The sequence below is a fragment of the Flavobacterium plurextorum genome (genome assembly GCF_002217395.1).
GTDB classification, from domain to species: Bacteria; Bacteroidota; Bacteroidia; order Flavobacteriales; family Flavobacteriaceae; genus Flavobacterium; species Flavobacterium plurextorum.
In genome coordinates this window covers 89559-105048 of sequence record NZ_MUHD01000034.1, presented here as the reverse complement: position 1 = coordinate 105048, position 15490 = coordinate 89559, and the positions used below count along the sequence as shown (strand labels likewise).

11 protein-coding genes are annotated in these 15490 nt (G+C 31.4%); 2 read left to right on the top strand and 9 right to left on the bottom strand.

Annotated features, from left to right (window positions below; translation table 11 throughout):
* Nucleotides 1-6: 6 nt before the first annotated feature.
* Nucleotides 7-894: a ComEA family DNA-binding protein gene (locus B0A81_RS17895; RefSeq protein ID WP_089059266.1), complete on the bottom strand. Its 888-nt coding sequence runs from the start codon at nucleotides 892-894 to the stop codon at nucleotides 7-9.
* Nucleotides 895-1168: 274 nt separating this feature from the next.
* On the opposite strand from B0A81_RS17895, the gene B0A81_RS17890 reads away from it, so the two are divergent.
* Nucleotides 1169-2620, top strand: coding sequence for an amino acid permease (locus B0A81_RS17890; protein WP_089059265.1), 1452 nt, complete (start codon nucleotides 1169-1171; stop codon nucleotides 2618-2620).
* Between the two features lie 76 nt (nucleotides 2621-2696).
* On the opposite strand, the gene B0A81_RS17885 is transcribed toward B0A81_RS17890, so the two are convergent.
* The 7 genes from B0A81_RS17885 to B0A81_RS17855 all read right to left on the bottom strand — a co-directional run bounded on the left by B0A81_RS17885 (nucleotide 2697) and on the right by B0A81_RS17855 (nucleotide 13230).
* The gene (locus B0A81_RS17885; protein ID WP_007810860.1) at nucleotides 2697-2924 is read right to left on the bottom strand and encodes a PspC family transcriptional regulator; all 228 of its coding nucleotides are present in this window, start codon (nucleotides 2922-2924) and stop codon (nucleotides 2697-2699) included.
* 102 nt (nucleotides 2925-3026) lie between these two features.
* Nucleotides 3027-4295, bottom strand: a complete 1269-nt coding sequence (locus B0A81_RS17880; RefSeq protein WP_089059264.1) for a DUF2851 family protein — start codon at nucleotides 4293-4295, stop codon at nucleotides 3027-3029.
* 75 nt (nucleotides 4296-4370) lie between these two features.
* On the bottom strand, nucleotides 4371-4853 hold the full coding sequence (locus B0A81_RS17875; RefSeq protein ID WP_089059263.1) for a 3'-5' exonuclease: 483 nt from the start codon (nucleotides 4851-4853) through the stop codon (nucleotides 4371-4373).
* An 84-nt stretch (nucleotides 4854-4937) separates the two neighbouring features.
* The gene (locus B0A81_RS17870; RefSeq protein ID WP_089059262.1) at nucleotides 4938-6299 is read right to left on the bottom strand and encodes a pyridoxal-phosphate dependent enzyme; all 1362 of its coding nucleotides are present in this window, start codon (nucleotides 6297-6299) and stop codon (nucleotides 4938-4940) included.
* A gap of 49 nt (nucleotides 6300-6348) precedes the next feature.
* The gene (locus B0A81_RS17865) at nucleotides 6349-8316 is read right to left on the bottom strand and encodes a putative porin (RefSeq protein ID WP_089059261.1); all 1968 of its coding nucleotides are present in this window, start codon (nucleotides 8314-8316) and stop codon (nucleotides 6349-6351) included.
* 283 nt (nucleotides 8317-8599) lie between these two features.
* A complete protein-coding gene (locus tag B0A81_RS17860) occupies nucleotides 8600-10075 on the bottom strand; it encodes a RagB/SusD family nutrient uptake outer membrane protein (RefSeq protein WP_089059260.1) in 1476 nt (491 codons plus the stop codon).
* An 11-nt stretch (nucleotides 10076-10086) separates the two neighbouring features.
* Nucleotides 10087-13230 carry a SusC/RagA family TonB-linked outer membrane protein gene (locus tag B0A81_RS17855; protein WP_089059259.1) on the bottom strand — a complete coding sequence of 1048 codons (3144 nt, stop codon included), beginning with the start codon at nucleotides 13228-13230 and terminating at the stop codon, nucleotides 10087-10089.
* Between the two features lie 795 nt (nucleotides 13231-14025).
* Here B0A81_RS17855 and B0A81_RS17850 point away from each other — a divergent pair.
* Entirely contained in the window at nucleotides 14026-14685 is a 660-nt protein-coding gene (locus B0A81_RS17850; RefSeq protein WP_089059258.1) for a ribonuclease HII, read from the top strand.
* A gap of 11 nt (nucleotides 14686-14696) precedes the next feature.
* On the opposite strand, the gene B0A81_RS17845 is transcribed toward B0A81_RS17850, so the two are convergent.
* Nucleotides 14697-15437: an SDR family oxidoreductase gene (locus B0A81_RS17845; protein WP_089059257.1), complete on the bottom strand. Its 741-nt coding sequence runs from the start codon at nucleotides 15435-15437 to the stop codon at nucleotides 14697-14699.
* Nucleotides 15438-15490 lie beyond the last annotated feature (53 nt).

Below are 15490 nucleotides of genomic sequence, written 5' to 3'. Positions count from 1 at the left end.
ATCTTTTTAGAACTCCAAATATAAACTAATTATTTTTGCTTTTTCAACAGGAAAACCTTTAATTTTTGATAATTCCTCAATATTATTAAAATTTCCGTTCATGCTTCTATAAGTTACAATTTGTTTTGCAAGAGAATATTTAAAATATGAAAACTGAGATAATTCTTTTAAGGAAGCATCATTAATCGCTATCTTTTTAAAACCTGAAGGGATGACGGCTTTAAATCGTCGGTTTAATTCAACTATCACCTCAGATGAAAGCCCCCAAACATCTTCCATCTGCTCCATAGAGACAAAACCTCCTAAAATTTCTTTTTGCTTTAATATTCTTAACGATAAAGCTTCACCAATACCATATACTTTTATCAAATCTTCCTGACTGGCTGTATTAATATCTGCAAGTGCGATATTCACTTTACTAAAAGACATTTTCGAAGGATATTCTTTTTTCTCTATTTTAAACTCATTCTTTTTCTGTGTCCAATCGGGAAATTTAAACAATGGAGAAATTGTTTTTAAAAGCGAATCAGAAATATGTGTCACTTCTTGAAACTCTTCTGCAGAGTTCACATATTTGTTCTCTTTTCGAAAAGCCAACAATCTATCAATTTCTTGAACTGACATGCCAAGCTTATAACCTTTATAATCTGAAATAAAATTTGGATTAAATGTATATACTTTTGCTTTTTCGTTTAGTTTTTCCATTCTGACCACATCTATATCTTTTTGCAGTGACATCCATTGTTTTTCTTCACCAAAAAAAACTTCTGATTTATTAAAATCAAAAAAGAAATAAAAAAGCTGCAAAATAATTATGACAACAAATAATAAAAAAATACCAGTTCGTTGTTGGCTGGTAAACTTAAAATGCATCTTAATCTTCTTAAAACTCATTGCTGGTATAGATTATTCTATTAATAAAGGGTCTAAAATACAAGAAAACCTTTAAACTTAACAAGAAAATACATTAAAATTTAACTTTTGTCAGAATTATACATTCCGCAAATTTCTCTCAATTAATTTAATGATTGTCAGCTTGTCATAAGGCTTTACCGAGTGTTTCTTTAAAATTTTAAATATTTTATAACTTAAAACATGATAATTGTTTTTATTTTTTACAAAAAACGATACATTTGGAGCTTAATAACAAATAAACCAATATTATAGTATGTCAATTTGGAAAACTAAACCTCTTTCGGTACTGCTCGGTGAAGCATCCGAATCTGAAAAAGGACTAAAAAGAACCTTATCTTCACGTTCGCTTGTTGCACTTGGAGTTGGCGCCATCATTGGAGCCGGGCTATTCTCCTTAACCGGAATTGCCGCTGCAGAACATGCCGGACCAGCTGTAACTATCTCATTTATATTAGCCGCTATAGGTTGTGGTTTTGCAGGACTTTGTTATGCCGAATTTGCTTCTATGATACCTGTTGCAGGTAGTGCCTACACTTATTCTTACGCTACAATGGGAGAATTCATGGCTTGGATTATTGGTTGGGATTTAGTTTTAGAGTATGCTTTAGGAGCCGCTACAGTAGGTGTTAGTTGGTCTAGATACTTATTAGAGTTATTAGCAAAATTCAACATTCATCTTCCTCCTGACTTGATTTGTTCTCCATGGGAAACTTTAACACTTAGTAATGGTACTGTAATTGAAGGTGGAATCGTAAACTTGCCAGCTATATTCATTGTTTCGCTGCTTTCATTATTATTAATTAAAGGAACAAAAGAGTCTGCAACTATCAACAATGTATTAGTTGTTGTAAAAGTGGCTGTAGTTATCGTTTTTATTGTTTTAGGATGGAAATTTATTGATACTAGTAACTACACTCCATATATCCCTAAAAACACAGGAGTTTTTGGAGAGTTTGGATGGTCAGGAATTGCAACTGGTGCAGCAACTGTATTTTTTGCTTTTATTGGTTTTGATGCTGTATCAACTGCCGCTCAAGAAGCTAAAAACCCTCAAAAAGGAATGCCGATTGGTATCTTAGGATCTTTAGTAATCTGTACAATATTATATGTATTATTTGCTCACGTAATGACAGGACTTGTACCTTACTACAAATTTGCTGGAGATGCAAAACCTGCTGCTACTGCATTTGCTGTTACAGGATATGATTTTTTACAAACAGGTTTAATCATTGCAATTTTAGCTGGATACACTTCAGTAATCCTAGTAATGCTTATGGGACAAAGCCGTGTGTTTTATACTATGAGTAAAGATGGTTTATTACCTTCTTTCTTTAGTGAAATACATTCAAAATTCCGCACACCTTGGAAAACTAATGTTTTCTTTTTAGTATTCGTAAGTTTATTTGCTGGGCTAGTTCCTGTAAGTGACTTAGGACACATGGTAAGTATTGGAACTTTGTTAGCGTTTGTTCTTGTATGTATTGGAGTTATGGTAATGCGTTATAAAATGCCTGACGCACCTAGATCATTTAGAACTCCTTTAGTTCCTTTTGTACCAATTGCAGGAATCCTAATTTGTTTAGCATTGATGTATTCTTTACCAAACGAAAGCTGGGCACGACTAGTTATCTGGATGGCTTTAGGTGTCTTAATATACTTTATGTATGGTAAGAAAAACAGTAAATTAAATAATCCAGAAAAATAATTCTGGACATATAAACAAAAAAAGGATCTTAAAGCTTTAACCACTTTAAGATCCTTTTTTTTATGCTTACTATAAATTACAAATCAAAGACCGAAGTTCTTTTCGCACGTATTAAATCCTTTAATCGAATCCAAAAAGCCAAGGTTAGATAAACTCCAAAACCCAAACCTGCAGTAACAAAAGAGATGTAAATAAAAAATAACCTCACACTTGTTACACGCATCCCAAGTTTGTCCGCTAGTCTTGACGACACATGAAAACCATATTTTTCGAAAAAGAATTTTAATTTTAAAATAGCCGACATTTTTAGTTTTTTTTTATCCTAGTAATTATCTTAGGATGAATTTTAGTTTACAAAAATACAAATTATCCAATTGCTCATTTTCTAATTGTTTAATTTATCCAATTATTTTTTTAATAACTCCATTCCAACTGCACATTTCAAGCAAGCTTTTTTATTACAATACTCATTCTTAAGCTCCAATAAAGTCTGAGTTTCGAATGCATTTATTGATTTAACACTAAAAGAAGTGAATTTTTCTATTATTGAGTTCTTTTCTGGAGAGACTTCATTCATAAAGTTAATCAAGTCTTCGGAAATAGATTCTCCAATTATTTTTGAATAAGCAAACTGAATTGGAATAATAGTATTGATGATTACTAAATCAAGAAAAGACTTCGATAATGTTTTTTCTTTTTTCGGACTTTCTTTGTCAAACTGATAATGACTTTTCCAGTAAGAACCTGCAGAAACACTCAGTATTTTGTAAACATCTTTAACTGATTTTAATCTAATGATCTTCGAAAATAAGTTCTGTTGCTTATGATATAACACAGCCAACTGTGAAAGTCTAATTGTTGGAAAATTATCTGGCCTATGCTTAAAAAATTGAAGAGGATCACTGTAAGATCTTTCTAATTGGTATTTATGCAGAAGGTAAAAAAATCTAAATTTTAGATCTTTAAAATACTCATCCTCTTTCTCCTCGTTCAATAAATTGGCTGTCCCAAAAAACAGTGATTCTAAATTTTCTGCCTCAAAACTTTCTTTTCTAATAATTGAAAAAGGAATTGATTTCGCTATCTGCAAGAAAGCAGAACCATTTGTATTTAAGCCGAAATTCTTAGCCAATAAGCAGAATAAAACAGCTTCCCAATCTTGATTAAATCCGTCTAAAAGTTTATAAACAAGTTCAGATTTACGCTCCAATCGCTCAAAAAACAATCTTTCCTGCCAATTTTTAAAAACAAATTTATCAATTTCATTTATCTGTTTTTCACAAGAAATCCAAGTTTTGGTAGAAAACAAGTTTTGATAATTTGCAACGACTTCCACTTTCACATAATCTTTGAGAACCAAAACTGGAATTTCAGAATTATTTTCTCTAAAAATTGCGGTATCATTTTCCCAAACTACGTGTAGAATCACATTTTCATAAGCTGAATCATTCTCATGATTATGCAAATACCAGTCTGATGATTTTAAATGAATTTCTACATTTCCTGCCCATTTTTGATCTCCAATTTTAATATGAGCGTTAAAAAAATCAGGTCCAGAACACTGCAAATAGTCACCCGTTTTAATAATCGTAACCAATTCACCTTGAACTGTTTGTAAGTTCACAGTATCAAACTTCTTATATTTCCAGAGGTAATGAAGAAAATCTTCTTTCATTTTTAGATTTTTAATTAAAATAAAAAACTAAAAATAAACAATTTTTACTATTATTCTTACAAAATATAAATGTTTTTATCGAAGCATATACAATTTTGCGCAAGCTCGTGCATCTGACAACGCCTCATGATGATTAAGTTGTATTTTCATTTCCCTACAGCAGTCGCTTAGTTTTGTTGGTTTTAAACCTTTTGCTTTATAAATCTTAACCGTGCATTCCCACTTAGAAGCGATATTTAAATCTTCATAATTTAATCCATAAAGCAACATTGACTTCACTAAAACATTACGATCGAAGCTTTCGTTATGAGCCACAACAACTCTGTTTTTTAATCTTTTTTCTATCTCTGGATAAATCTGCAAAAATGATTTTGAATTAATAGTATCTCTAGGATAAATACCATGAACTCGGATCGTAAATGGATTATATTCGTTATTTGGCGGTTTTATTAGGGTAACAAATTCATCTACAATAATTCCATTTTCGACAGTAACAATTCCCACAGAACACGGATGATAACCCGTTGCTGTTTCAAAATCAATTGCAGTAAAGTTCATTCTAAAAATTTTAAAAGGATAAAAAAATCCATAAATCTGTCTTTAACAAGCAGATTTATGGATTTATAAAAGTATTAATTTGCTTTATTTAATAGATCCAATAATATCATATTTCGTAATGATATGATGATTTCCATTTCCTAAATCTAATAAAACGGCATCATTTTCTTTTGTAAAAAGCTTAGAAACTTCTTCGATTGGAGTTCCTAATTTTACGATTGGAAATGGTTTTCCCATTACTTCTTTAATTGGTTTTTCTGCTACGTTTTTATCTGCAACATAACTTCTAAATAAATCTGTTTCATCAACAGAACCAACAAAACCATTTATATCAACTACCGGAATCTGCGAAATTTTATATTTACGCATACGCTCAATAGCATGAGAAACCAACTCTTCAGTACGAACAACTATCAATTCTTTATCGATATGATCTTTAATCACATCTTCAGCTTTGGTAACATTCTCTTCCAAGAATCCACGCTCACGCATCCAGTCGTCATTAAACATTTTACCTACGTAACGGCTTCCAGAATCGTGAAATAATACTACTACAACATCATCTGGTTTAAAATGTTCTTTTAACTGCAACAAGCCTTTTATACACGCTCCAGCAGAATTCCCAACGAAAATTGCTTCTTCAAGTGCAATTTTTCTGGTATAAACTGCTGCATCTTTATCGGTTACTTTTGTAAATCCATCAATCAAAGAAAAGTCAACATTTTTAGGTAAAATATCTTCTCCAATTCCTTCAGTTATATAAGAGTAAATTTCGTTTTCATCAAAAATTCCAGTTTCATGGTATTTTTTAAAAACAGAACCATAAGTATCTATTCCCCAAATTTTAATATTTGGATTTTGCTCTTTTAAATATTTTCCAACTCCAGAAATCGTTCCTCCTGTTCCAACTCCAACGACAAAATGAGTAATTTTACCTTCTGTTTGTTTCCAAATCTCAGGCCCAGTCTGCTCATAATGCGCTAATGAATTTGATAAATTATCGTATTGATTTACATACCACGAATTTGGTGTTTCTTGAGCCAAACGTTTAGAAACTGAATAGTACGAGCGAGGATCTGTTGGCTCAACGTCTGTAGGACAAACAACAACTTTTGCTCCAACTGCGCGAAGAATATCCATTTTTTCTTTAGACTGTTTATCTGATATTACACAGATTAATTTATAGCCTTTAATAATAGCAACAAGTGCTAATCCCATCCCTGTATTACCAGAAGTACCTTCTATAATAGTTCCACCTGGTTTTAATCGTCCATCTGCCTCTGCATCTTCAATCATTTTTACAGCCATCCTGTCTTTTACAGAATTACCAGGATTAAAGGTCTCGACTTTTGCCAATACTAATGCATCAATTTCAGCAACAATCTTGTTGAGTTTTACTAATGGTGTATTACCAATTGTTTCTAAAATATTTTTTGAAAAGTCCATTTTATTTAAGTTTTAATATAAGATATTTTTAAAATATGTTTTATCCGTTTTATTGGAAGAAATTCCAAACTAAACCAAATCGTATTACAAAATCACGATATGGGTTATTTGGTGCTGAATAATAATCGCTTTTTGAAAAAAGAGCATTTATGTGTTCTGCCTTTAGATAAAAACGTGTCTGACGAATTCTGGCATCTATAAAAAGGTCAAAAAGCGGATAATTTCCAATCTCTTTATTATTCTGAACAAAGAACTCTCCAACTACTGGATTATATCCATTACCATAAAACTTGGTAAAATAATTAAATACAATTCCTGTTTGTGCAAATAATGCTTTCTTGAAAAAGTGATTTGAATAATAGAATGTATTTCTTGTTACAAAATCTGGCACATTTAAAATTAAATCAGATTGATCTACTTTTTGATACAATAGAGTATTATCTAATGCAAATTTTCCAAATTTAAATTCCTTGCTTGCTTTAATTTCTAAATAATTAATAGCATTTCCGTACTGCTCTGGCTTTATAATTTGTGTTTGTGCTAATACTTGAGCCGGCGACGAAACATCTTTAAAATACAAATGATCATTTAATACTGTATATTGAACCTCAGCATTTAACCAAGGCGTATGCACACTAGCTCCAAGTGTATTAATTTTTTCGTTTTTAAAATTATTCGACCAGTTGTACTCTACATAACTGCTTTGATACAAATTATAATTATTGTTTGGCAGTTTGTTTACATTTCTATATTTAAAATCGAACTGAATTTTTTCATTTAAAGTATAGCGTAATTTCGCATCAAGATCAGATAATGATTGGTTCGTAATAGATCTTGTATACAAAAATCGCCCATTCCATTTGTTCTTTTGATATTCATATTGTCCACCAAAATTATTAATCTGAAGAAACAAATTATCAGGAACAACACCTCCAGATTTATCAACCAAAATTCGGTCGTATTTATAATTTGACCTATAATCGTCAACAAAAAAATTAAACTTACCTAACAGCGAATTTTCATAAGCCACTCCAACTTTATTGTACAATCTTTCAAAACGAGTTTGATCATTTATACCACTTGTTGTATATGAAGCTCCAAAACGCTGTACTTGTTGTCCGTCAACAGTAGAAAGAACAGTAGGTTGATTGTATTCGAAAAATTTGTTTTCGAAGTTAAACTGATGATTTATATACAAATTATTATTTCCGTTTTTTGGATTCACTCTAAAAGCGTGGTCAAAAAACAACCTTTTCCCTTTCAAAAAAGATTTTGCATCTGTCAAGTAAACTTGTAGTCTCTGACGATTTTTAAAATCTGGATTATCACTCTCAAAATCTTCTGGAGTTGTAATACCACCATTTTCTTCATTTGAATTATCTTGAAAAGTAAAATGCGCATTCAAGGCATATCTTCTCTCTGGTGTTGCATAACTGGTTGTAAATCGAAAATTTCCTGAACTTACTAACTGATTTATATAATCTCCTTCTGAACGTAAACCTCTATATGCAATAGAAAAATTAAGATTTTTTGATGTATTCAAAGTAATAAATGAATCAACATTTTGTCCTTTATTTATTGTTGTATTAAAAAACAACTCTGTTAAAGGCGTCGCTGCAGAATAGTATTTAATGTCGTCTGGCTGCAGATAATTATAGTGCATAGCCGAGAAACCAATCTCTGGATATGGCGAAAAATTCGTTAAACTATATTGCAAAACATTTAAAGGCTGTCCGATATTTGAGAACTCCAACAGTCCAAAAAGATCTTTTCGAAGATGGTTTTGTTTATAGGCACTTTTTATTGTCAATGATGTATCTACATAAGTAGTATCATGCTCTAGAGTAATAATCTGATATTGGTCAATTTTAGCAATTTTAGCCTTTTTCTTTTTAACAGTGTCTGTTATACTTGAGTATTTTGAATTCATATCTAAACTACTTTTTGAAGAAGTCTTTTCTTGAGAAAACAATAAGGCTGGTATAACTAATAGATATAGAAAAATGAATATTCTCATTTGATAATGTTATATAAAATTATTTCGGCAAAATTTGTCGAGCAAAGGTAAAAGATAAAAACGTATAAACGAAAAAAAACAAAACGTTAGTATGAGTCTGCAATCATAACCTCCTTCAAAAATGAAAACCCCGTTTACAAAAGTAAACGGGGCTTTCAAGAAAAATCAAAATATTTATTGTTTACTGTAATATAAACTTTATCTGGGTAACTGCTCTTTTATTCTAATAGTTTTTAAAATCTACCAAAAAACTGAAACACCCATTAAATTATATTACAATTTATTATAATTCATTTTGTTTAAGTAATGGGTTAGCATTGATCTCAGCTCTAGGGATCAACCATTGCCATCTTTTATCTGTTACAGGAACATTGATTACTCCATTTGTAATTGTTGAATTATGATTTGCACCAGATCTATCAAGAGGAGTATTTGTTCTCTTTAAGTCATAAAATCTAAATCCTTCTCCCCACAATTCAATTCTTCTTTGAAACCAGATTTCATCTACTAATGCTTGTCCAGTTTTTGTAGACAAAGTATATCCAGTATCTCTAGTTTTTACTAAAGCAAATAATACAGCAGCTGCATCAGCCTGTCCTAATCTTGCTTTTGCTTCTGCTTCGATAAGATACATTTCAGCAACACGCATATAAGGAATATCACATCTAGCGTCACCAGTACTTACAGCTAAGAATTTTTGACTTGTATAAGGAAATTTAGCAAAAGCTGATGAAAGATTTAATGAAGCATGCACCCCTGTTTTGTCAAACAACTTTGAACGTACGTCAGTAGTTGGAATTAAGTTGTAAAGTTTACTGTTAATTGCCTTAGGACAAACACGGATAACTGTTGAACTAAAATTTCTAGACATGTAAGCTCCAAAATTACCAAAATAATCTGTTTGAACTTCGTTAACATGACTTCCCCACATCCATTCTTTAGCGTTAAAGTCATTAAATCCTTTTACATATTCCTCAGCATTCATTAATGCTACACCCGTTTTAGCTTTAGCAGCATAATCTGCAGCAATAGCCCAATTTCCTTGAGTTAATGCTACCCTAGCTTTCAAACCTTGTGCTACGCTTAAACCTAAATGAGAATTATTTAGTTTTGTATACCCTACTAATAAAACATTTGCTTCATCTAAATCCTTATTGATTTGCGTGTAAACTTGTTCAACAGTTGCACGAGCCAAAGGTTGATCACTAACAGTTAAAGCAAGAGGAACACCCATTTGTGAATTATCAACTCCGTTAACATATCTTTTACCATATATCTGAACCAATTGATAATGAGAAAATGCTCTATAAAGCAAAGCTTGACCTTTTAACACTTTTTTATCTGCGTCTGGACCTGTTGACGCATCAACTGCACCTAAAATAGTGTTAGCATTTCTAATTATTCTATAATAAGTACGGTATGGAAATCTAACATCTTGCGCATTTTCATTTGCTACACCATTCCAGTTGTAAACTTGTAAAAACCAAGTGTTATTAGAAGTATAAACTAAATCATCTCCAACGATATCCATCTGTTGCATCATTCCACCTAGTCCATTCTCATTCTGATTACTTTCATATCTAACATACAATGATCTGTGTATACCATTTAAAAGCGTCATTAAATTTTCAGTGGTTTTAGTCGCCCCGTCGTAATCAACAAATTCTGTAGGTTTTTTATCTAAAAAATCTTCTGAACATGACGTCAGTGCTAATAACGATATTGCAATAAATATCTGTTTTATATAATTTGATTTCATAATATTATTTTTTAAAAGTTTAAGTTTAACCCTAATGTAATAGCTCTAGATGGCATGTATCTATTTTGAGTTGTTCCATTAAAAGTTTGACTTGGATCCATTCCTTGACGTTTAGTGAATAATAATAAATTTTCACCATTTACATACAAGGTAGCATTGTCTACTCCTAATTTAGAGATTAATTCAGAAGGCATTTTGTAAGATAAGTTAACTTGTCTTAAAGATAAATAATCTGAACCTATCAACCATCTGTCAGAAGCAGCGCTTGACTGTGTATTTCTACCAACATCCATTCTTGGAACATCAGTAATATCTCCTGGTTTTTGCCATCTGTTAAGAACATCTACACTTAAAGCTGATCCATAGCTGCTTCCAGTATGCATAAGCGATTGATAATTAGTGTCATACATCTTTCCACCAATTTGATAAGCAAATAAAACTTCTAATCTTAAACCTTTATATTCAAAGTTAGTTCCAAAACTTCCGTACAAATCAGGAATTGCTGAATCAGCATAGTGGTATAACGCTTTATTTTGATCTGTTGTTACATTTACTCCATTAACAACTCTTTGAGTAATATCTCCAGCAACGATTAAAGTTGGATCTGACACATATAAAGCATATCCGTCTGTTGGATCTACTCCGTACCAATCTCTTAACCAATAGTCATACATAGACTGACCAACCATTAACTTTTTACTTCCGTTGATAATCTCTTTTTGTGGTAACTTAGTGATTTCGTTATGAATTGTAGATGCATTTACATTCAATCCCCAAGAAAAATCATTTGTTTTCACAATAGTCCCGTCTAAAGAGATTTCGAAACCTCTATTAAACATAGAACCAATATTTTCGATTCTGTTATCAAGTCCTGAAGATAAAGGATTTGGTACAGAAAAGATCAAATCATCTGTACTTCTGTTATAATACTCAACACTACCTCTAAGTCTGTTTTTAAACAATCCAAATTCAACAGCAATATCTTTCTGAGTATTTTTTTCCCATTTTAAATTTACAGCTCCACTAGCGTTTGTAACAACTCCACCTTCACTTCCATTATCATATCCTAAACTAAAAGTTGATTGACCTGCATAAAAACTTAAATCGTCATGGTTGATATGAGAATCATTACCAACTTCTCCAAAAGAAGCTCTTAATTTCAATTCATTAATCCAACCGCTATTTTCTAAGAAGCTTTCTTTTGTAAGTACCCAAGCACCACCAACTGACCAGAAATTACCCCAACGGTTATCTTTTGTAAATTTTGAAGAACCGTCTCTTCTAAAAGATCCTGAAAGGATGTATTTATCTTTATAGTCATATCCAACTCTTGAAAAATAAGATTCTGTTCCGTAATTTCTTGTATAAGAATTTAAGTCTGTTACCGTAGCATAGTTAATAAACTCAACATTATTTGGCGAAACCTGACCTGTTTTAGTTCCATTTAACCATTCTCTTTCGTAATCAAAACTTTCATGTCCTAATAAAACTGATATAGTATGCTCACCAATTTTTTTATCATAGTTTAATAACTGATTGTAAGTAACACCAGTTAGAACTCTATTCTCTTTAGCCATTAACCCTGTTGGAGCACCATCACCAATTTCTGTATTATAAGAATACGTTCTGTTTAAATATGTTTTATCCAACGCTGCATTTGCAGTAAATTTAAAATCTTTCAAAAATTTGAACTCAACATATGTTCTTGCTGATAAAGCCGTCCCTTTTTGATTATCGGTATTGTTTAATGTTTCATAAACAATATTTCTACCTGGTGTAGCACTAGCACCTCTAGCAATTGAATAAATTTTCTCTCCAGTAACTGGATCTAATAAAAAATCTCCATTTGGTTTATGATCATAAACAGGGTAAATAGGCCCCATAAATCTAGTTGCTCTAAATGGATTATTAACAGAAGTTGAATTATCAACTCCGTTTACTGCCAAATTAGAATCAGTTGTAGTTCCTGATAAATTAATTCCAGTTTTTAACCAACTATTAAAAGTAGTATTAATATTTAAACGAGCAGAAATTCTCTCATAATCAGAATTTTGAAGATATCCTTCTTCATTAAGATACCCCAAAGAAGCAAAATAATTTGATTTGTCAGATTTACCTTGGTAAGAAAAATCAGCATTTTGTCTTGTTCCAGCTCTTTCTAATTCTCTAGTCCAATCTAAATCATTTGGATACAAAAGTTGAGCATTTGGATTTAATTTACCATCTGTTCCAACGACTTGTCCGTTTGGAACATTAAATGGATTTGTAACCAACAAGGGCTGAACGTTGGCAGATGCATAAGCATTAGCAGTAGCTAATTGAGCCGGTGTTCCCATTGGGCGGCTGTTTCTTATTGCTTCCCACTCTAAAGGATAGTAATCAAAAGCATTAACTCTGTCGTATTCTTTAATCAATCTTGAAGTCAAACCTTGACTTACATTTAATGAGAACTTATCTTTTGAAGATTTACCAGTTTTTGTCGTAATGATAATAACACCATTCGCAGCTTTTGATCCGTATAATGAAGTTGACGAAGCATCTTTCAAAACTGTCAAACTTTCGATATCTGCAGAATTCAAAGTACTAATATCTCCTGCAAATGGAACTCCATCAACAACGTATAGTGGAGTATTTGATCCATTGATAGAACTAAATCCACGGATTCTAATTGCTGGCGCCGCACCTGGTTGTCCAGAAGCACTTTGAATTTGAACACCTGAAGAAGCTCCCTCAATTGTAGACAAAACGTTTGTTACTGCTCTATTAGCAAAACTTTCTCCTTTAATTGAAACTGCAGAACCTGTGTAAGAACTCTTTTTTGCTTTACCATAGGCAACAACAACAACCTCGTCCAAAGATTTTCCTGAATCTTTCATTTTAACATTAACTGCTGAAGATGGTCCTACAACAGCTGAAATCTGATCCATTCCAACGTAAGAAAAAAGAAGTACATCACCAGTTTTAGCTTTAATAGAGAAACCTCCATCAAAATCTGTTTGTGTACTAACTTTTGTTCCTTTAACAATAACATTAACTCCTGGAATAACTCCTGTATCACCTGAAACGATACCTGTAACAGTCCTCTCTTGAGCATAAGAAAACTGAATAGAAAGCGCTATCAATAGCGAATAGATCCATTGTAATTTTAATTTCATTTTGGTATATATTTGAATTAGTATGCGACAAACATCTTAATTATTTCTTAAAATAACAAGTCCCTCTTTAACAGAACACCAACATTACTTTAATAGCTCATTAACACTAAAGCGCAGTAAATCAACATTTTTTAGCTAAAACCCTATTATATATAACAATACAGCGCTATCTAGAATCTACCCATATTTATAATTTTAACACAATATTAACATTTCAAACTGTAACAAAACCCCTAAAACAGAGTGCTTTTTGTTTAAAATGTAACAATTATCCTAACAAAAAAAAGAGCAAAAAGGCACATTCCCACACTTAACTAATTATTTAAGTTCATTATTTACAATTGATAGCCTGAAAATTGCCCTTTTTTCAACCCAATAATTCCTGTTTTATTTTAGTGTAACCGAGAAAAGAATTTAGAGTTTAAGACGATCTGCCCGCGTTTAGAATATTTCTTAATTTTAACAAACCTAACTACCAATTTTAACAATATTCAAGGACATAAATTAAAGACTAATGAAAGCTTTAAAATATAATACAATTTTATATTTTGAATTGTTTTTACTAATTCACTTCTTTCTATTCAAATAAAGGTCTCTCAAAACAAAATACAGATGTAAATAAGGTCTCATTTTCTAATTACAGAAAATGCTATTTAAGACAAGAAAAACTAAAAAAATATTTTTTGATCAAAATTTCAAAAGACAAACATATTTTCTACGATTATTGATCAATCTGTCTTTTTCATACATTTTGAAAAAAAAATACAATATTTGCACTTCAAAAAAAAGAATCAAATGCTGCAGCTTAATTATTCAGGATTTACACTAGAAACAGGAACAGATGAAGCAGGACGCGGCTGCCTAGCAGGACCTGTCACGGCAGCAGCTATAATTCTTCCTGAAGATTTTGAGAATATAATTTTAAATGATAGTAAACAATTATCTGAAAAGACGCGTGCACTTTTAAAACCAATTATCGAAGAACAAGCACTCTGCTTTTCAGTAACACATTTATTTCCTGACGAGATTGATGAAATAAACATTTTAAATGCATCAATGAAAGGAATGCAGGAGTGTATTCTAAAACTAAGTCAAACTCCGGAATATATTATTGTAGATGGAAACCGTGCTTTGAATGCTAAATTAGGATTAAAAAATACAGTTGGAAAACAGTTCTCTTCTGCTGAAATAGAATTATTAAAGTCTATTCCAAATAAAAGCATTGTAAAAGGAGATGCAAAATTCCTGAGCATTGCCGCTGCATCAGTATTAGCAAAAACTTATCGAGATGAATACATGGATAAAATTCACGAAGAATTTCCAATGTACAACTGGAAAAAAAATAAAGGATATCCAACTAAAGAGCATCGAGAGGCAATTAAAGAATACGGAACAACAAAATATCACCGAATGAGTTTCAGACTTTTACCAGATCAATTAACATTAGAATTTTAAACTCTAAAAAATCAACTTAGACTGTTTATTTTCTTAAATGCAAATTGAGGAGCTATTCTAGAAAGCAAATACAGAATTTTAACTTTTCCAATTCTAATTTCTGTTCTATTGAGAGCAATCTCTTTAAACATTTCTGAAACAGCTTTTTCTGGAGAAATAGCAATTTTAGGCGCTTTACCATTATGCCAAGGCGTATCTACAACTGGAAACATGACTTCGACAACCTGTATAGGTTCATTTTTAAGCTGATACCTCAAGACTTGGGTAAAGGAGTGCAAAGCTGATTTTGCAGCATTATAAAAAGTATAAATACCTCTTGGTACATACACCAAACCAGTTGTAATATTTATAACTTTAGAATTATTATTTTTGATTAAAATAGGATATAATAATTTTATCAAACGAACTGGAGCTGCAAAATTAGTTAACATTTCATCGTTCATTTTTTGCAAAATTAAATCATCCTCAATAAAAGAAGTTCTATTGATAATCGCGGCATTATTAATCAAAATATTTACTTGAGAATAAGATGTTTCGATCCATTTTACAAATGCTTCACATTCTTGCTCATTTGCAATATTACAAGGATAAACAATTAAATCCGGCAGTATTTTCTGTGCTTCTTCTAGTTTTTCGATAGAACGCGAGCAAGCAATTACTGTGTTGCCTTGTTTTATAAAATGCCTGCACATTTCTAATCCTAAACCAGAACTTCCTCCAGTAATAACGATAGTACTATTCGTGATTTTCATAACTTAATTTTTAAATTAAGCATCAAAAATACCCATCGTCGCAAAACTATGCA